The sequence below is a fragment of the Nonomuraea sp. NPDC059194 genome (genome assembly GCF_042754765.1).
In the GTDB taxonomy this organism is placed as follows: Bacteria; Actinomycetota; Actinomycetes; order Streptosporangiales; family Streptosporangiaceae; genus Nonomuraea.
In genome coordinates, this window is the sequence record NZ_JBHZBH010000014.1 from 112,512 (window position 1) to 130,128 (window position 17,617).

General features: G+C 69.9%; 17 protein-coding genes. 15 read left to right on the forward strand and 2 right to left on the reverse strand.

All coding sequences use genetic code 11. From position 1 onward, the window contains the following. Positions 1-43: 43 nt before the first annotated feature. Positions 44-1,597, reverse strand: coding sequence for a glycoside hydrolase family 10 protein (locus ACFXJ8_RS19205; protein ID WP_379645250.1), 1,554 nt, complete (start codon positions 1,595-1,597; stop codon positions 44-46). Between the two features lie 111 nt (positions 1,598-1,708). Further along, positions 1,709-3,847 (reverse strand): elongation factor G-like protein EF-G2, encoded by a 2,139-nt coding sequence (locus ACFXJ8_RS19210; protein WP_379645251.1) that lies wholly within the window; start codon positions 3,845-3,847, stop codon positions 1,709-1,711. A gap of 176 nt (positions 3,848-4,023) precedes the next feature. On the opposite strand from ACFXJ8_RS19210, the gene pgsA reads away from it, so the two are divergent. From pgsA to secD, 15 genes are all read left to right on the forward strand, one after another. Further along, positions 4,024-4,647, forward strand: a complete 624-nt coding sequence (pgsA, locus tag ACFXJ8_RS19215; RefSeq protein ID WP_379645252.1) for a phosphatidylinositol phosphate synthase — start codon at positions 4,024-4,026, stop codon at positions 4,645-4,647. After that, positions 4,644-5,540: a phosphatidylinositol mannoside acyltransferase gene (locus tag ACFXJ8_RS19220; RefSeq protein WP_379645253.1), complete on the forward strand. Its 897-nt coding sequence runs from the start codon at positions 4,644-4,646 to the stop codon at positions 5,538-5,540. The genes pgsA and ACFXJ8_RS19220 overlap by 4 nt, the downstream gene beginning before the upstream one ends. Further along, positions 5,537-6,643, forward strand: a complete 1,107-nt coding sequence (locus ACFXJ8_RS19225) for a glycosyltransferase family 4 protein (protein ID WP_379645254.1) — start codon at positions 5,537-5,539, stop codon at positions 6,641-6,643. Before ACFXJ8_RS19220 ends, ACFXJ8_RS19225 begins: the two co-directional genes overlap by 4 nt. 35 nt (positions 6,644-6,678) lie before the next feature. Then, the gene (locus ACFXJ8_RS19230; protein WP_379645308.1) at positions 6,679-7,182 is read left to right on the forward strand and encodes a hypothetical protein; all 504 of its coding nucleotides are present in this window, start codon (positions 6,679-6,681) and stop codon (positions 7,180-7,182) included. A gap of 63 nt (positions 7,183-7,245) precedes the next feature. Further along, positions 7,246-8,250, forward strand: a complete 1,005-nt coding sequence (locus ACFXJ8_RS19235; RefSeq protein WP_379645255.1) for a DUF3048 domain-containing protein — start codon at positions 7,246-7,248, stop codon at positions 8,248-8,250. 66 nt (positions 8,251-8,316) lie between these two features. Next, positions 8,317-9,252: a pyridoxal 5'-phosphate synthase lyase subunit PdxS gene (gene pdxS / locus ACFXJ8_RS19240; RefSeq protein ID WP_379645256.1), complete on the forward strand. Its 936-nt coding sequence runs from the start codon at positions 8,317-8,319 to the stop codon at positions 9,250-9,252. A gap of 139 nt (positions 9,253-9,391) precedes the next feature. Continuing rightward, entirely contained in the window at positions 9,392-10,144 is a 753-nt protein-coding gene (locus ACFXJ8_RS19245; protein WP_379645257.1) for an endonuclease/exonuclease/phosphatase family protein, read from the forward strand. A gap of 128 nt (positions 10,145-10,272) precedes the next feature. Further along, a complete protein-coding gene (pdxT, locus tag ACFXJ8_RS19250) occupies positions 10,273-10,797 on the forward strand; it encodes a pyridoxal 5'-phosphate synthase glutaminase subunit PdxT (protein WP_379645309.1) in 525 nt (174 codons plus the stop codon). Between the two features lie 3 nt (positions 10,798-10,800). Beyond that, positions 10,801-11,553: a YebC/PmpR family DNA-binding transcriptional regulator gene (locus ACFXJ8_RS19255; RefSeq protein WP_379645258.1), complete on the forward strand. Its 753-nt coding sequence runs from the start codon at positions 10,801-10,803 to the stop codon at positions 11,551-11,553. A gap of 44 nt (positions 11,554-11,597) precedes the next feature. Further along, the gene (gene eis, locus ACFXJ8_RS19260) at positions 11,598-12,746 is read left to right on the forward strand and encodes an enhanced intracellular survival protein Eis (protein ID WP_379645259.1); all 1,149 of its coding nucleotides are present in this window, start codon (positions 11,598-11,600) and stop codon (positions 12,744-12,746) included. Positions 12,747-12,855: 109 nt separating this feature from the next. Next, positions 12,856-13,383, forward strand: coding sequence for a crossover junction endodeoxyribonuclease RuvC (ruvC, locus tag ACFXJ8_RS19265; protein ID WP_379645260.1), 528 nt, complete (start codon positions 12,856-12,858; stop codon positions 13,381-13,383). Continuing rightward, positions 13,380-14,000 carry a Holliday junction branch migration protein RuvA gene (gene ruvA / locus ACFXJ8_RS19270; RefSeq protein WP_379645261.1) on the forward strand — a complete coding sequence of 207 codons (621 nt, stop codon included), beginning with the start codon at positions 13,380-13,382 and terminating at the stop codon, positions 13,998-14,000. Before ruvC ends, ruvA begins: the two co-directional genes overlap by 4 nt. 49 nt (positions 14,001-14,049) lie before the next feature. Next, positions 14,050-15,066 carry a Holliday junction branch migration DNA helicase RuvB gene (gene ruvB, locus ACFXJ8_RS19275; RefSeq protein WP_379645262.1) on the forward strand — a complete coding sequence of 339 codons (1,017 nt, stop codon included), beginning with the start codon at positions 14,050-14,052 and terminating at the stop codon, positions 15,064-15,066. A gap of 288 nt (positions 15,067-15,354) precedes the next feature. Beyond that, positions 15,355-15,747, forward strand: a complete 393-nt coding sequence (yajC, locus tag ACFXJ8_RS19280; protein WP_379645263.1) for a preprotein translocase subunit YajC — start codon at positions 15,355-15,357, stop codon at positions 15,745-15,747. A 42-nt stretch (positions 15,748-15,789) separates the two neighbouring features. Next, positions 15,790-17,616: a protein translocase subunit SecD gene (gene secD, locus ACFXJ8_RS19285; protein WP_379645264.1), complete on the forward strand. Its 1,827-nt coding sequence runs from the start codon at positions 15,790-15,792 to the stop codon at positions 17,614-17,616. The last annotated feature ends 1 nt before the right edge of the window (position 17,617 follow it).

Here is a 17,617-nt window from a genome sequence, read left to right on the forward strand (position 1 = left end):
CCGGTGACCAGGAAGGCGCGTGGCGCGGGCTTGCCGTACGGGATCAGGTGGCGGAGACGGTCGCCTCGGCGGGCTTGCTCTCCCGCGTGAGCGCGTCCAGAGCAGTGACCTGGTACGTGCCGGGAGCCTGGGCGGTGTAGGAGGAGCCGGTGACGATCGCGATCAGGTTGCGCGCGTCGGTCGCCTGGCAGCTCTTACCCGAGCCCGGCACCTTGTAGACGGCGTAGGAGCGGGCGCCGGGGACCGCGGTCCAGGTCAGCGCCGAGCCCGAGGCCTTCAGCTTGGCCGGCTTGGCGGGTGCGGCGCCGCCCTCGGGCAGCGGCAGCAGCGCGGGCCGCGAGTAGTGCTGCTTGACCAGGCGGTCCCAGACCTTCAGCGGGTTGGTGGCCAGCTGCTTGGCGCTGAAGTAGACGTCGCCGTCGATGTCGGCGTACTTGCTGTTGAGCGTCAGGTGCGCGGGCAGCTCACCCGGCTTGGTCCAGGTGGGCACGTCCGTGGCGCCCACGCGGTAGAGGCCCTGCCCGATGTACAGGCGCACGTCGGTGCCCTTGACCTCGTTGGCCCACCACGGCGCCAGCACCTTGTAGTCGGCCGCCTTGAAGCCGCGCGGCCAGTAGAGCTGCGGCATCACGTAGTCGACGGTGCCCGACTTGATCCACGCCCTGGCGTCGGCGTAGATGGAGTCGTAGGCCGACATGCCGGCGGTCGCCGAGCCCGTCGGGTCCTGCGCCTTGTTGCGCCAGATGCCGAACGGGCTGATGCCGAACTTCACGTCCTTCTTGGTGTCGTGGACGGCCTTGTGCACCTGGCCGACGAGCGTGTTGACGTTGGCGCGGCGCCAGTCGGCGAGCTTGGCGCCGTCGCCGTACTTCCTGAACGCGGCGCGGTCGTTGAAGGTGCTTCCGCCGCCCGGGTAGGGGTAGAAGTAGTCGTCGAAGTGGATGCCGTCGACGTCGTAGCGCTTGACGACGTCGGTGACGACCTTCACGACGTGGTCGCGCACCTGGGGCAGACCGGGGTTGTAGTAGTACTGCTCGCCGTACTTGACCAGCCAGTCGGGGTGCTGCCTGGCGGGGTGGGCGGCCGGCAGCCTGCGCAGGTTGGCGTCGTAGGCGGCCCGGTACGGGTTGAACCAGGCGTGGAACTCCAGCCCGCGCTTGTGCGCCTCGGCGGTCAGGAACGGCAGCGGGTCCCAGCCGGGGTCCTTGCCTGGCGTGCCGGTGAGGTACTGCGACCACGGCTCGTACGGCGACTTGTACAGCGCGTCGGAGGCCGGACGCACCTGCACGAACACCGCGTTGAGGTTGCGCCTGACGGCGTTGTCGAGGATCTTGACGTACTCGGCCCGCTGCTTGGCGGGGCTGAGGCCCGTCGCCGAGGGCCAGTCGATGTTCTTGACCGTGGCGATCCAGACGCCGCGAAGCTGGCGCTTGGGGTACCTGGCGTCGGCGACGCACTTCTCCGCCGGCTTGGCGGCGGGCTTGGCCTTCGTCGTGGGGGCCGCGGCTTGTGCGCCTGGTCCGCCGAAGGTGTAGGCGGCGGTGGTGGCGGCGATCGCGACAGCGGCGGCGGCAAGAAGAGGTCGTCCTGTGCGCATAGTCCCCCAGTGTGGCATCGCCACTGGGATGCTTCGGCCAAAAATCGAAATGAATTTGTGATCCTATAGTGACTCGGGGGGAGGGCGTTACCCTCCCCCCAACGAGGGGCGTCAGTCCTCTGCTGTCACCTTGTCGGTCAGATGTGAGGGGAGAGGTTCGTAGCGCAGGAACGTGCGCTGGAACGTCCCCGTCCCGTGCGACATCGACCGCAGGTCGATCGCGTAACGAGTGATCTCCAGCTGCGGCACCTCGGCCTTGACCAGCGTCCGCCCCGTGCCCACGGGCTCGGTGCCCAGCACGCGGCCCCTGCGCGAGGACAGATCGGACATGACCGAGCCGACGTGCTCGTCGGCCACCAGCACCGCGATCTCGTCGACCGGTTCGAGCAGCAGCGTCGCCACCTTCGCCGCGGCCTCCTTCAGCGCCAGCGAGCCGGCGATCTGGAAGGCCATGTCGGAGGAGTCGACCGAGTGCGCCTTGCCGTCGTAGAGCGTGACCCGCACGTCCACCATCGGGTATCCGGCCAGCACGCCCCGCTCCATCTGGGTGCGCACGCCCTTCTCCACCGACGGGATGAACTGCCTCGGCACCACGCCACCGACGATCTTGTCCACGAACTCGAAACCCCCACCCGAAGGCAGGGGCTCGACCTCGAGGTGGCAGATGGCGTACTGCCCGTGGCCGCCGGTCTGCTTGACGTTGCGGCCCATCGCCTGGCACTTGCCGCCGAAGGTCTCGCGGAGTGGCACCCTTAGGGCGACCCGTTCGACCTCCACGCCGTGGCGCTTGGCCAGGCGGTCGAGCAGGACGTCGGTGTGCGCCTCGCCCATGCACCACAGCACCAGCTGCCGCGTCTCGGCGTTGTTCTCCAGGCGCAGCGTCGGGTCCTCGGCCACCAGCCGGGCCAGGCCCTGCGACAGCTTGTCCTCGTCGGCCTTCGACCTGGCCTTGATCGCCACCGGAAGCAGCGGGTCCGGCATGCTCCACGCGGTCATGAGCAGCGGCCGTTCGGGGTCCGACAGCGTGTCGCCGGTCTCGGCCCTCGACAGCTTGGCCACCGCGACGATGTCGCCCGCCATGCCCTTGCCGATGGTGCGCTGCTGCTTGCCCAGCGGGCTGGTCAGGGTGCCGATGCGCTCGTCGACGTCGTGGTCCTCGTGCCCGCGGTCGGCCAGGCCGTGTCCCGAGACGTGCACGGTCATGTCGGGGCGCAGCGTCCCGGCGAACACGCGCACCAGGCTGATGCGGCCCACGTAGGGGTCGCTGGTCGTCTTGACCACCTCGGCCACCAGCGGCCCGTCCGGGTCGCACGCCTTGACCTGCACCGGCTTGCCGTCCGGGGTGGTGATCTCGGGCAGCGGGTGCTCAAGCGGCGAGGGGAAGCCCTGGGTGATGACCTCCAGCAGTTCCTGCGCGCCCACGCCGACGCCGCTGGCGAGCACGGGGTAGAAGTTGCCGCGCGCGACCGCCTTCTCCAGGTCGTCGATGAGCACCTTGGCGTCGATCGCCTCGCCCGACAGGTACCTGTCCATGAGCGACTCGTCTTCGCTCTCCTGGATGATGCCCTCGATGAGGCTGCCCCGGTATTCCTCGATGCGCGACTCGTACTCCGCGCCGGGTTCCTTCTCCGTACGCTCGCCCGTGGCGTAGTTGTAGAACTTCTGCGACAGCAGCCCGATCAGCCCGGCCACGTGACCGTTGGTCACGACCGGAAGGTAAAGCGGCGCGACCCCGTCACCGAAGATCTCCTGACAGGTGGCCAGGACCTGGTCGAAGTCGGCCCGCTGGTGGTCGATCTTGGTGATCACCACCGCCCGCGGCATGCCGACCTGCGTGCACTCCTCCCACAGCATCTGGGTCAGCCCGTCGATGCCGTCCGTCGCCGAGACCACGAACAGCGCCGCGTCGGCCGCGCGCAGCCCCGCTCGCAGGTCGCCGACGAAATCGGCGTAGCCGGGCGTGTCCAGAAGATTGATCTTGATCCCGTTGTGGACCATGGGCGCGACCGACAGGTTCACCGAGCGCTGCTGGCGCACCTCCACCTCGTCGAAGTCGCTGACCGTGGTGCCGTCCTCGACCCGGCCCGTGCGCTGGATGGTGCCCGTGGCCGCGAGCAGCTGCTCGACCAGAGTGGTCTTGCCCGCTCCCGAATGGCCGACCAGTACGACGTTGCGTATCGCGTCCGCCCTGTCGGCCGCTGGTGCCCTGCCCGCGGCTCCTATGGCCGCGCCGTGGTGCTTTTCAGCCACATCGCCTCCGCTTCCGTGGGACGGAGCTCGCAGGGGTACGGCGCGCGCCGCCCAATTCGTCGTTCGGTTCAAGCGCCGCGCCCAGCGGAATCACCGCAAGGACGCGGTTAGTTCACCAAATACCCGTGTGGCGAATATCACAAGGGGGGCGAGGCAAAGAAGTGGTGGCGGCCTCGATGGCCTACGATCAGAGCGCGATGCTCAAACTCCTGCGCCCGGCCATTACCCGGATACTCACCCCGCTGGGCAGGGCACTCGTCCGCCGCGGGATAGGCCCGAACGCCGTCACCGCGATCGGCACGGCCGGCACCGTCGTGTGCGCCCTGGTGTTCTTCCCCATGGGCCAGCTGTGGTGGGGCTCGGTGGCGATCACCGTCTTCGTCCTGTTCGACCTGCTCGACGGCGTCGTGGCCAGGATGGGCGGGGGCGGCGGCAGCACCTGGGGCGCCTTCCTCGACTCCACGCTCGACCGGGTGGCCGACGCGGCCATCTTCTCCGGCCTGATCATCCACTTCATCGTCGAACGAGACCTGCTCATGGCGGCGGTCACGCTGTTCTGCCTGGTGGCAGGCGCCCTGGTGTCCTACGTCAAGGCCAGGGCAGAGGGCTTGGGGGTCAGCTGCGACGTCGGCCTGGCCGAGCGGCCCGAGCGGCTGGTCGTCGGGCTGGTGGCCGCCGGGTTCTCCGGGCTCGGCGTGCCGTACATCCTGCCCTTCGGGCTGTGGCTGCTGGCGGCGGCCAGCGCGATCACCGTCGTGCAGCGCATCGTCCATGTCCATCGCCAGATTGGAGCGCGATGACCTCCCTTCAGGAACGCGCCGTGGCCGCGGGGTTCGCGGCGGGCTGGACGCTGCTGCCGTACCTGCCCGAGCGGCTGACCGCGGCCGCCTTCACCCTCGTGGCCGACCGGGCCTGGCGCGGGAGGGGCAAGAGCGTGCGCCGCCTGGAGCACAACCTGGCCAGGGTGACCGGGCTGGCCGAGGACAGCGCCGAGCTGCGCGCGCTCAGCCGCGCTGGCATGCGTTCCTACCTGCGCTACTTCCACGAGATCTTCAGGCTGCCGAAGATGGACCGCCAGGAGGTCGTGCGGCGCACCCATGTGACGGGCGCCGAGCACATCTTCGACACCGTCGCCGCGGGTCGCGGCGTCGTTCTCGCGCTGCCGCACATGGGCAACTGGGACCAGTCGGGCGCCTGGCTGATCGGCTGCGGCCACACCTTCACCACCGTGGCCGAGCGGCTCAAGCCCGAGTCGCTGTTCCGCCGCTACGCCGCCTTCCGCGAGGGCCTCGGCATGGAGGTGCTGCCGCACACCGGCGGCGACGGCCACGTCTTCGGCACGCTGGCCCAGCGGGTGCGCAAGGGCGGCATCGTCTGCCTGCCCGCCGAGCGCGACCTGAGCAGGAGCGGCGTCGAGGTCGAGTTCTTCGGCGCCACCACCAAGGTGCCCGTCGGGCCCGCGCTGCTGGCCGTCAAGACCGGCGCCGCGCTGCTGCCGGCCACCATGTGGTTCGAGGGCGCCGACTGGGGGCTGCGCATCCACGAGGAGGTCGAGGTGCCCGCCCAGGGCACCCTCCAGGAGCGCACGGCCGCCACGGCGCAGAGCCTGGTGACGGTCTTCGAGAAGGGCATCAGCGAGCACCCCGAAGACTGGCACATGCTGCAGCGCCTGTGGCTGGAGGACCTGCCGTGAACGTCGGCATCGTCTGCCCCTACTCCTGGGACGTGCCCGGCGGCGTCAAACAGCACATCGACGACCTGGCCCAGGCGCTGATGGCGCAGGGTCACAGGGTGTCGGTGATCGCCCCCGCCGAGGAGGACGCCGAGCTGCCGCCGTACGTGACCGGGACCGGCAGGGCGGTGCCCGTGCCGTACAACGGGTCGGTGGCCCGGATGTCGTTCGGCTTCCTGTCGGCGGCCAGGGTGCGGCGCTGGATCCGCGAGGGCGGCTTCGACGTGCTCCACATCCACGAGCCGCTGGTACCGAGCCTCGGCGTGCTGGCCTGCTGGGCGGCCAAGGGCCCGATCGTGGCCACCTTCCACGCCTCCTTCACCCGCTCGCGCGCGATCGCGATCGCCGAGCCGATGCTGCGCAGCGCGCTGGAGAAGCTCAGCGGCCGCATCGCCGTCTCCGACGCCGCCCGCAAGAGCCTGGTCGAGCAGTTCGGCGGCGACAGCGTGCTGATCCCCAACGGCGTGACCGTCAGCCGCTACACCGAGGCCGAACCGCTGCCCGGCTGGGGCCCCGACGGGCGCACGCTCGGCTTCCTCGGCAGGATGGACGAGCCGCGCAAGGGCCTGCCGGTCCTGCTGGAGGCGCTGGAGCAGATCCCCGACACCAGGCTGCTGGTCGCCGGGCCGGGCGAGGTGAAGATCCCCAAGTCGATCCGTGACCGCGTGACGCTGCTCGGCATGGTCAGCGAGCAGGACAAGATCCGCGCCTACCACTCCGTCGACGTCTTCGTCGCGCCCAACACCGGCGGCGAGAGCTTCGGCATCGTGCTGGCCGAGGCCATGTCGGCCGGAGCCACCGTCCTGGCCAGCGACATCCCCGCCTTCCGCAGGGTGCTCGGCGACGGGCAGGCGGGCGCCCTGTTCCCCAACGGCGACGCCGCCGCCCTGGCCCGCGAGGCGCGCGCCCTGCTCGCCGACCCCGAGCGCAGGGCCAAGCTCGCCGACGAGGCGCTCCACGCCGTGCGCAAGTACGACTGGTCCACGGTCGCCCGTGACGTCGTGCGCGTCTACGAGACCGTCACGGCCGCCGCCGGGCAGGTCGAGGAGGACACGCTCGCGTGAGCACCACCATCATCGTCCTGGTCGTGGGCATCGTCATGGTGCTCGCGGCCGTCTACGTCTCCTGGCGGGCCGGTCGTCTCGACCGGCTGCACATCCGGCTGGAGCTGGCCCGTGAGGCCCTCGACGTCGCCCTGGTACGGCGGGCCGCCGTCGTCCTGGAGCTGGCCGGATCCCGCCTGCTCGACCCCGCCACCTCCCTGGTGCTCGCCGCGGCCGCCCACGAGGCCCGTACGGCCGGCCCCGACGAGCGCGAGCACGCCGAGAGCGACCTGTCCAGGGCGCTGCGCGCGGCCATCGACCAGGACAGGTTCAGGGAACGCCTCAGCGAGTCGCCCGGTGGCAGGGCGCTGCTGGAGGAGCTCGACACCGCCGTCGCCAAGGTCGTCTACGCCCGCCGCTTCTTCAACGACGCCGTCGGCGTCACCCGCACGGCCCAGCGCCGCTGGCTCGCCCGCACCCTCCGCCTGGCGGGACGCACCGAATTCCCGGAATTCTTTGAGATTGATGACAATCCACCCGAGACGATGGCACCCGAATGACCTCATTGAGGGATCCCGGTAGGCTTCGTTCCGTTTTCATGGCCAAGCGGAGGAGTTGAGCAGGTGCGGGTACCTCGAATGATCGCGGTGACGCTGGCGGTGCTCGCTCCGGTCGCGGCCTGCTCCAGCGGGGGCGGCGCCGCTTCGCCGTCGAAGGAGCCGCAGGCGGCCCCGGTGAGCGCCTCCCCGACGCCCGAGGTGAAGGGGCACCCGTTCACGGGCCTGCCGTACGAGGAGCTGAAGCCCGTCCTCGCCGTGAAGATCGAGAACACCGCGGCCGGCAAACCGCAGCTCGGGCTCAAGAGCGCCGACATCGTCTACATCGAGCAGGTCGAGGCCGGGCTGACCCGCCTCATGGCCGTCTTCTCCTCCAAGCTGCCGCCCAAGGTGGGTCCCGTCCGCAGCGCGCGCATCTCCGACCTGCACATCACCCCGCAGTTCGGCAAGCCCGCCTTCGCCTACTCCGGCGTGCAGACCAAGATGCTGCCGTTCGTGGCCGAGGCGTCGCTGTTCGACGTCGGCGACACCCGCAACCCCGGCGCGTTCTTCCGCCAGCCCGGCCGCTACGCGCCCTACAACCTGTTCGCCAACTCCAGACGACTGCTGTCCAAGGCGCCCAAGGCGAGCGAGGCCAAGGACATCGGGTTCACCTTCGGCGAGGCCCCCGAGGGCGGCGTGCCGAAGAAGTCCTACACCGTCAGGTGGCCCGCCGCCCGCTTCACCTTCGCCTGGTCGGAGACCAAGAAGCAGTGGCTGATCTGGCAGGACGGCAAGAAGGACATGGCGGCTGAGGGCGGCCAGCTCGGCGCACCCACGATCGTCGTGCAGTACACCAAGACCGAGCGCTCCCAGTTCCACGACAAGAACCAGAGCTACACGCCGCTGGTCCACTCCGTCGGCAAGGGCACGGCCATCGTGCTGCGCGACGGCAAGGCCTACAAGGCCAAGTGGTCGAGGGAATCGGAGGAGGAAGGCACGACGTTCACCACAGCGAGCGGCGAGCCGATGAACTTCGCACCTGGTCAGGTGTGGGTCGCGCTCGCCAGCCGGAAGCCCGTCATTCCTTAACGTACAAAATCCGCCTACGACCCTGACAGGGTGGTGTGTCCGGGCGCGGGGCGTTAAGGACCTACGATGGGCTTGAGAACTTACCGACCTGCCGTTGTGAGGAAGACCGTGTCTACCAGCCCCGTCACCGGAACCGCGCGCGTCAAGCGCGGCATGGCCGAGATGCTCAAGGGCGGCGTCATCATGGACGTCGTCACCCCCGAGCAGGCGAAGATCGCCGAGGACGCCGGGGCGGTCGCCGTCATGGCCCTGGAGCGCGTGCCCGCCGACATCCGCGCGCAGGGCGGCGTGTCCAGGATGAGCGACCCCGACATGATCGACGGCATCATCAACGCCGTCTCCATCCCCGTCATGGCCAAGGCCCGCATCGGCCACTTCGTCGAGGCGCAGATCCTGCAGTCGATGGGCGTCGACTACATCGACGAGTCCGAGGTGCTGACCCCGGCCGACTACGCCAACCACATCGACAAGTTCCAGTTCACCGTGCCGTTCGTGTGCGGCGCGACGAACCTGGGCGAGGCGCTGCGCCGCATCACCGAGGGCGCCGCCATGATCCGCTCCAAGGGCGAGGCGGGCACCGGCGACGTCTCCAACGCCGTCACCCACATGCGGACCATCAGGGGCGAGCTCAAGCGCCTCACCTCGCTGCCCGAGGACGAGCTGTACGTCGCGGCCAAGGAGCTGCAGGCGCCGTACGAGCTGGTCGCCGAGGTCGCCAAGACCGGCAAGCTGCCCGTGGTGCTGTTCACCGCCGGCGGCATCGCGACCCCCGCGGACGCGGCGATGATGATGCAGCTCGGCGCCGAGGGCGTGTTCGTCGGCTCCGGCATCTTCAAGTCGGGCGACCCGGCCAAGCGGGCGGCGGCGATCGTGAAGGCGACGACCTTCCACGACGACCCCGACGTGGTCGCGAAGGTCTCGCGCGGGCTGGGCGAGGCGATGGTCGGCATCAACGTCGACGAGATCCCGCAGCCCCACCGCCTGGCCGAGCGCGGCTGGTAGGTCTTTCACGACTGAGCGGCATCCCTGAGGGGGTGCCGCTTTTTCGTGCCCCACCCTGTGCGGCAGGCGGCACCACCTGCGCTCCCTCGCCCGCGTGGATGTGGACCACACCTTCCAGGAAGTGGTTGCATAGCGGTTCATGCTGGATCAAGCCATCATCACGGTGATGACCTGGAACGTGTGCACGGGCACCAACGCGGCCTGCGAGCTGTACCGCAGGAGCCCGCAGGAACTGGCCTGGCACATCGGCGACCACCTCCTCGGCGACCCCGACGTGATCTTCCTGCAGGAGTTCTGCACCGGCGCGACCGGCACACTCGAGCAGTGGCTCGAATGGCGGACAGGACGGAGCTGGACCGTCAGGTCATGGGGCCTGACGACGGCGGACGGCAGGCCGTACGACTGCCATCCCGACAGGAACGGCCGCCCGCGCGGCGCGCAGAGCGTCACGGTGGCGGTCGCCGACCACGCGGCTGACTTCGAGACCGTGCCGCTGACCTCCCCGCCCTGGTTCGCCAGGCGCTCCGCGCTGTGCGCGACGATCCCCGCCGTCAAAGTGCGGGCCTGCGGCACCCACCTGTCGTCCGGCATGGCCAACGACGACGCGCAGCGCGGCGCGCCGTACCGGCACAGGCAGGTCAGGCAGCTCATGGCGGCCGCGCCGAAGGCGGGCCACACCAGCGTCTTCGGCGGTGACCTGAACCTCACGCCCGGCAGGGTCGCCGCCTACGGCTCCTACGACGAGTGCGATCCGCGCATGCGGTGGACCTACGTGAAGAAGCGCAAGATCGACTATCTCTTCGCGCCGAAAGGCCGGGTGCTGCGGTGCTGGGTCGACGGGAAGGCCAGGGGCTCCGACCATCTGCCGATGGCGGTCAGGGTGGCGCTGTAGGAGCCCTGTAGGAAGAGCACAGGCCGCTCTGGTGTTGAATCAGGGGAAACCCGGACCACGACGGAAGGACGACCGTGCCCAAGATCGGTGTACTCGCACTCCAGGGAGACGTGCGCGAGCACGTCCACATGCTGGAGGAGGCGGGTGCCAAGGCGATGGCCGTACGCAGGCCCGCCGAGCTCGAGGCCGTCGACGGGCTGGTCATCCCCGGCGGGGAGTCCACCACCATGTGGAAGCTCGCCGAGATCTTCGAGATGCTGGAGCCGCTGCGGCTGTGCGTCAAGGAGGGCATGCCCGCCTACGGCTCGTGCGCCGGCATGATCATGCTGGCCGACCGGATCCAGGACGGGATCGAGGGGCAGCAGACCATCGGCGGCATCGACATGGTCGTCAGGCGCAACGCCTTCGGCCGCCAGGTCGACTCCTTCGAATCCGATCTGTCGTTCGCCGGTGCTCCTGTGCACGCCGTCTTCATTCGTGCGCCATGGGTGGAATCGGTGGGTTCTGCGGTCGAGGTGCTGGCGACCGCGCCCCCTGGGGATAGGATCGTCGCGGTCCGCCAAGGGCCGTTGCTCGCGACATCGTTCCACCCCGAGCTGACCGGGGACACTCGCGTGCACGAATATTTCGTCAACATGGTGAGGGAGCTCTAGGTAATGTCCGGCCACTCCAAATGGGCGACGACGAAGCACAAGAAGGCCGCGCTCGACGCCAAGCGCGGCAAGCTGTTCGCGAAGCTCATCAAGAACATCGAGGTGGCGGCCAGGACCGGTGGCCCTGACCCGGATGCCAACCCCACCCTCTTCGACGCCATCTTCAAGGCGAAGAAGAACTCGGTGCCCAACGACAACATCGAGCGGGCCCGCAAGCGCGGCGGCGGCCTCGAGGCCGGCGGCGCCGACTGGCAGACCATCATGTACGAGGGCTACGCGCCCGGCGGCGTCGCGGTGCTCATCGAATGCCTCACCGACAACCGCAACCGCGCCGCCTCCGAGGTCCGCGTCGCGCTGACCCGCAACGGCGGCTCGCTGGCCGACCCCGGCTCGGTGTCGTACATGTTCAACCGCAAGGGCGTCGTGATCGTGCCCAAGGACGGGCTGTCGGAGGACGACGTGCTCGTCGCCGTGCTGGAGGCCGGCGCCGAGGAGGTCAACGACCTGGGCGAGTCGTTCGAGGTCGTCTCCGAGGCCGGTGACCTGGTGCCGGTGCGCAAGGCGCTGCAGGAGGCGGGCATCGACTACGACTCGGCCGAGTCGAGCTTCCTGCCGACGCTGAACGTCCCGCTCGACGAGGACGGCGCGCGCAAGGTCTTCCGCCTGATCGACGCGCTCGAAGACAGCGACGATGTGCAGAACGTCTGGGCCAACTTCGATGTCAGCGACGACATCATGGAGAAGCTCGACGCCTGAAACGGTTCGCCAGGCGTGTCCCGGGGTGCGTAGGTTGACCTGCTGTGGAGATTCGAGACCTGACCCCGGACGACCTCGACGCCGTCCTCGACACCCGCATGCGGTCCTTCGGTCCGCTGCCCGACGACTCCGTCGACGCCTGGCGCGCGACGGCGCTGGCCACCATGGAGCGGGGGCGCTATCTCGGCGTCTTCGACGGCTCCAGACTGGCCGGCGCCGGCCGGCTCACCGGCTTCACCCAGTGGTGGTACGGCAGGCCGCAGCCGATGGCGGGGGTCGCGGGCGTGGTCGTCAACCCTGAAGACCGCGGGCGCGGCGTGGGCAGGCAGCTCATGCGCGCCATCCTCACCAGGGCCGCCGACCTCGGCGACGCGGTCTCCGCGCTCTACCCCGCCACCACGCCGATCTACCGCTCGCTCGGCTGGGAGCACGCGGGCGCGGAGAGCATCCTCACGCTGTCGCCCGAGGCGCTGCGCGCCATCCGCCCCACCGAGCCGGTCAAACTGCGCAGGATGGGCCCTGACGACGCCGCCGAGGTGATCGCGATCGTCGGCCGCGTCCACGCCGCCAACCGGGCCAGCGGCCCCATCGGCTGGGACGAGGCCGCCTGGCGGCGCTACCTCGACAACGAGGCCGACTTCCTCTACCTGGCCGACGACGGCTTCGTCGGCTACTCCTGGGAGGACGGCGACATCTCCCTCGACTACCTGCTGGCCGGTTCGGAGGCGACCGCCCGCGCGCTGTGGTCGCTGGTCGGCACCTCCTCCTCGGTCGCAGGCAAGGTCACGGCGGTGCTCGCGCCCGACGACCCCGTGCTGTGGCTGCTGCGCGAACGGGCGAAGGAGGAGATCAAGCAGACGAGGTGGATGTTCCGCGTCGTGGACGTTGTCGCCGCGATCGCCAGGCGCGGCTTCCCCTCGGTGGTCACGGCTGACGCCGTCATCACGGTCGACGACCCCGAGCGCCCGGCCAATACCGGCACCTGGCGGCTGGAGATCTCCGGCGGCTCGGGTACGGCGAGCGCGGCCGAGGGGGAGGGGCCGCGCCTGTCCGTCAACGGCCTGTCGGCGCTGTATGCGGGGATTCCCACCTCGACGCTGCGGGTCGGCGGCATGCTCTCCGGCTCCGAGGAGTTCGACGAGGCGCTGGACGCGGCGTTCGCCGGCACGCCGTACATGATCGACTACTTCTGATCCCTGCCGGGCAGCCGCCTGCACGGCGCGTGTTCGCCGTGCGCGACCGGCCCAACCAGGGTAGAGTTCGCTGCCGAACAGATGTTCGGCAGCGAACGGAGGGCGGGCCGTGCGGGTGATGGGCGTCGACCCAGGGCTGACCAGATGCGGCCTCGGAGCCGTCGAGGGCCGCCCTGGCGCGCAGCTCAAGCTCATCGCGGTCGGCGTGGTGCGCACCGCGGCCTCCGACGAGCTCGGCGCCAGGCTGGTCGGCATCGAGCGCGGCATCGAGCAGTGGCTCGACGAGGTGCGACCCGACGCGGTCGCCGTCGAGCGCGTCTTCGCCCAGCACAACGTCCGCACCGTGATGGGCACCGCCCAGGCGGCCGGCATCGCCGTGCTCTGCGCGGCCAGGCGCGGCCTGCCCGTGGCGCTCCACACGCCCTCGGAGGTCAAGGCCGCCATCACCGGCAGCGGCACCGCCGACAAGAAGCAGATCGGCGCCATGGTCACCAGGCTGCTGCGGCTGACCGAGATGCCCAAGCCCGCCGACGCGGCCGACGCGCTCGCCCTGGCCATCTGCCACACCTGGCGGGGCGGCACCCAGAGCAGGCTGGCCGAGGCGCTGGCCAAGGCATCGAGAGGACGTGCGCTGTGATCGCGTCGGTTTCCGGGGTCGTGGCCGCCGTCGCGCCCGACTCGGCCGTGCTCGAGGTCGGCGGGGTGGGCGTGCTCGTGCACTGCACGCCAGGCACGCTGGCCACCCTGCGGATCGGCGAGCACGGCAGGCTGGCCACGTGCCTCGTCGTCAGGGAGGAGTCACTCACCCTGTACGGCTTCGCCACCGACGACGAGCGCACCGTCTTCGAGCTGGTCCAGACGGCCAGCGGCGTGGGCCCGAAGCTGGCGCTGGCCATGCTGGCCGTCCACACCCCCAACTCCCTGCGCGTCGCCGTCGCCTCCGCCGACCTCAAGGCGCTGACCAGGATCCCCGGCATCGGCCAGAAGGGCGCCCAGCGCATCGTGCTGGAGCTGAAGGACAAGCTCGGCACGCCGGAGGAGGCGGTCAACGCCGCGCTCAACGGCGCCGCCGCCATCCCGCTGTGGCGCGAGCAGGTCCACTCGGGCCTGGTCGGGCTCGGCTACTCCACCAAGGACGCCGACGAGGCGATCGCCCTGGTGGAGCCGCAGGCCGACACCGAGGTCGCGGCGGGCAGGCAGCCGCAGGTGGCGATGCTGCTCAAGGCGGCGCTCAGAGTGCTGAGCATCCGATGAGGCGGGCGGGCGCCTGGCGCGGCCGCGCGAACGGCGATAGGGAGGAGCGGTGAGCATCGAGCGCGACCTGGTGTCGCCCGACGCCGAGGGCGACGAACTGCAGATCGAGGCGGCCCTGCGGCCGAAACGCCTGGCCGACTTCATCGGTCAGGCGCGGGTGCGCGAGCAGCTCTCCCTGGTGCTGGAGAGCGCGCTCAAGCGCAACAGGCCACCCGACCACGTGCTGATGAGCGGCTCGCCGGGGCTGGGCAAGACCACCCTCGCCATGATCATCGCCGTCGAGCTCGGCGCCCCGCTGCGCATCACCTCGGGCCCCGCGCTGGAGCGGGCGGGCGACCTGGCGGCGATCCTGTCGACGCTGACCGAGGGCGAGGTGCTGTTCATCGACGAGATCCACCGGATGGCCCGCCCCGCCGAGGAGATGCTCTACCTCGCGATGGAGGACTTCAGGGTCGACATCATCGTCGGCAAGGGCCCGGGTGCGACCGCGATCCCGCTGGAGATCGCGCCCTTCACCCTCGTGGGCGCGACGACCAGGGCAGGCCTGCTGCCCGCCCCGCTGCGCGACCGGTTCGGCTTCACCGCCCACATGGACTTCTACGAGGTCGCCGAGCTCGAACAGGTGCTGCGCCGCTCCTCCAGGCTGCTCGGAGTGTCGCTGCCGGAGGAGGGCGCCCACGAGATCGCCAGGCGCTCACGCGGCACGCCGCGCATCGCCAACCGGCTGCTGCGCAGGGTGCGCGACTTCTCCGACGTGCGCTCCGACGGCGTCATCACCCGCGACATCGCCTCGGCCGCCCTCAACCTCTACGAGGTCGACGCCGAGGGCCTCGACCGGCTCGACCGGGCGGTGCTCGGCGTGCTGCTGCGCAAGTTCGGCGGCGGACCGGTCGGGCTCTCGACGCTGGCGGTGGCCGTGGGGGAGGAGCCGGAGACGGTCGAGGTGGTGGCCGAGCCGTTCCTCGTACGCCAGGGGCTGCTGGCCCGCACGCCGCGTGGGCGGGTCGCCACGAGCGCCGCCTGGCTGCACCTGGGGCTCACCCCGCCGCCGGACGCGCCCTTCTGACCGGGCTCGGTTTGTCGGCGAATCTGTCAGGATGGAATTCTGACGGGTCGGCCGTCCTCAGGGGTGGCGCAAGCGGTCACAGAACGGTTGCAAGCATTGCGAATTGGGAACTTCCCCGCGCGCCGAATCGCTGCCTCGTTGCCGGGTTTCGCAACAACCGCCTACACTCCGTGGCTTGGCTGGCTGTGTAAGCTGATGGGCTGAGCGGCGCGGCCCTCGACGCAACGCATGGAATTTCCGGCTCGAAGCCGGTGTCATCATCTTGATAGACGATGGAAGGTCGCCCTCGTGGACTCAGCAACGCTCATGAACATCCTGCCGCTTGTCCTGCTGGTGGTGGTGTTCTACTTCCTGCTCATCAGGCCGCAGCGCAAGCGGCAGCAGGAAGCCGCTCAGATGCAGAACTCCCTTGCGCCCGGCGCCCGGGTCATGACCACCACCGGTCTGTTCGCCACCGTGGTCGCGGTCGACAACGAGGACGTCATCCTCGAGGTCGCGCCCGGCATCGAGACGCGCTGGGTGAAGGCGGCCATCGGCCGCGTCCTCACCCCGACCGTCGATGACAAGGTCGCCGGCACGGCGGTCTCCGACACGACGGCGTCCGAGGCGGGGGAGACCAAGGGCTCCGACGAGCCGGTCGATCGCAACAACGACGAGGACACGAATAGCAAGAAGTCCTGACTAGGCTTGCGGCAAACCTCTAACTGAAAGAACAGACGACCAGTGGCCCGACCGACCAGCGGCCAGAGCAAGCCGGGGCGCACGCTCCTGTTGCTCCTGGCGCTCATCCTCGCCATGGGCGGGGCGATGTTCCTGCAGCCGGCGTTCACGCCGAAGCTCGGACTCGACCTCGCGGGCGGCACGACGGCGACGCTGTCGCCGATCACTCCGAACGGCTCTCCCCCCTCTGAAGAGAGTCTCAACCTCGCCGTCAACATCATCCGTGACCGGGTGAACGGCACCGGAATCTCCGACGCGGAGGTCGCCAAGTCGGGCGACAACATCGTCATCTCGGTTCCCGGCGCGGGCAAGGACGAGGTCATCAAGCTGGTCGGCACCACGGCGGAGCTGCGCTTCCGCCAGGTCCTGGCCGCCGAGGCGGCCCAGCCGCAGCCGAGCACCATGCCCACCCAGGCGCCGACGCCCGCGGGCAGCGGCCAGCCTTCCACGCAGCCGAGCGGGCAGGCCTCCACCCAGCCGAGCGTCCAGCCGTCGGCCAACGCCCCCGCGCCCAGCGCCTCGCCGACGGGCAAGGCCCTGTCGTCCGCGCTGACCTCGCCCAACCCGTCTCCCTCCGCCTCGGCGGGCGCCGAGCAGCAGGGCGAGGACAGGTCGCAGGACAAGGGCCAGAACAACCAGAACAAGGCCCAGGACAACAAGGCCCAGGACAACAAGGGTCAGAACGCCAAGGCGACGCCGTCCGCGGCGCCCAGCGCCCAGCCGAGCGCGCAGCCGGCGCAGGACCCCGCGCTCCAGGGCATCGACCCCGCGCTCGTCAAGCAGTTCAACGAGCTCGACTGCGCCAAGAACAAGAACCTGGGCGTCCAGGACGACCCGAGCAAGCCGTACGTCACCTGTGACCAGGACGGCACCGCCAAGTACATCCTGGACAAGGCCAGGGTCGTCGGCACCGACATCGACACCGCCAGCGCCGGGGTGCAGCAGACCACCGGCCAGTGGGTCGTCCAGCTCAACTTCAAGGCCAGCGGCGCCACGGCCTGGTCGCAGCTGACCACCGAGGCCTACCAGGCCCAGGCGCCGCGCAACATGGTCGCCGTGGTCCTCGACGGTGTGGTCATCACCGCGCCGAACATCAACGAGCCGATCCCCGGCGGGCGTGCCGAGATCTCCGGTAGCTTCACCCAGGACACCGCGACCCAGCTGGCCGACCAGCTGAAGTACGGCGCGCTGCCGCTGAAGTTCGTGCGCAGCTCCATCGACACGATCTCCTCGACCCTCGGCGCGGACCAGCTGATGGGCGGCCTCATCGCCGGCGCCATCGGCCTCGGCCTGGTGGTCATCTACTCGCTGCTCTACTACCGGGGCCTCGGTTTGGTCGCGGTGCTCAGCCTCGCGGTCGCCTCGATCATCACCTACGAGGCGGTCGTGCTGCTCGGCACCTACGCCGGCTTCGGCCTGTCGCTGCCGCACATCATCGGCCTGGTGGTCTCGATCGGCATCACGGCCGACTCCTTCATCGTCTACTTCGAACGAATAAGAGACGAGATGAAGGAAGGCAGGCGCACGCTGCGCGCCGCCGTCGAGATCGCCTGGGTGCGCGCGCGGCGCACGATCCTGATCGCCGACGCGGTCATGTTCATCGCCGCCATCGTGCTCTACTTCCTGGCCGTCGGCGGTGTGGCCGGCTTCGCGTTCGCGATGGGCCTGACCACGCTCATCGACGTGCTGGTGGTGTTCATGTTCACCAAGCCGTTCATCGCGCTGCTGGCGAGGCTGAAGTTCTTCGCCAAGGGGCACAAGCTCTCCGGTCTCGATGCCGAACGCATGGGGCCCGAGCCCGTCCGTACGACCACCCCGCAGGAGGCCTGAC

Coding starts and splice junctions, on each gene's coding strand:
- pgsA (WP_379645252.1), top strand. CDS start 4,024: ATGGCCTACGATCAGAGCGCGATGCTCAAACTCCTGCGCCCGGCCATT.
- pdxS (WP_379645256.1), top strand. CDS start 8,317: ATGGGCTTGAGAACTTACCGACCTGCCGTTGTGAGGAAGACCGTGTCT.
- ACFXJ8_RS19205 (WP_379645250.1), bottom strand. CDS start 1,597: ATGCGCACAGGACGACCTCTTCTTGCCGCCGCCGCTGTCGCGATCGCC.
- ACFXJ8_RS19245 (WP_379645257.1), top strand. CDS start 9,392: ATGCTGGATCAAGCCATCATCACGGTGATGACCTGGAACGTGTGCACG.
- ACFXJ8_RS19255 (WP_379645258.1), top strand. CDS start 10,801: ATGTCCGGCCACTCCAAATGGGCGACGACGAAGCACAAGAAGGCCGCG.
- pdxT (WP_379645309.1), top strand. CDS start 10,273: ATGCTGGAGGAGGCGGGTGCCAAGGCGATGGCCGTACGCAGGCCCGCC.
- ACFXJ8_RS19230 (WP_379645308.1), top strand. CDS start 6,679: ATGGTGCTCGCGGCCGTCTACGTCTCCTGGCGGGCCGGTCGTCTCGAC.
- ACFXJ8_RS19220 (WP_379645253.1), top strand. CDS start 4,644: ATGACCTCCCTTCAGGAACGCGCCGTGGCCGCGGGGTTCGCGGCGGGC.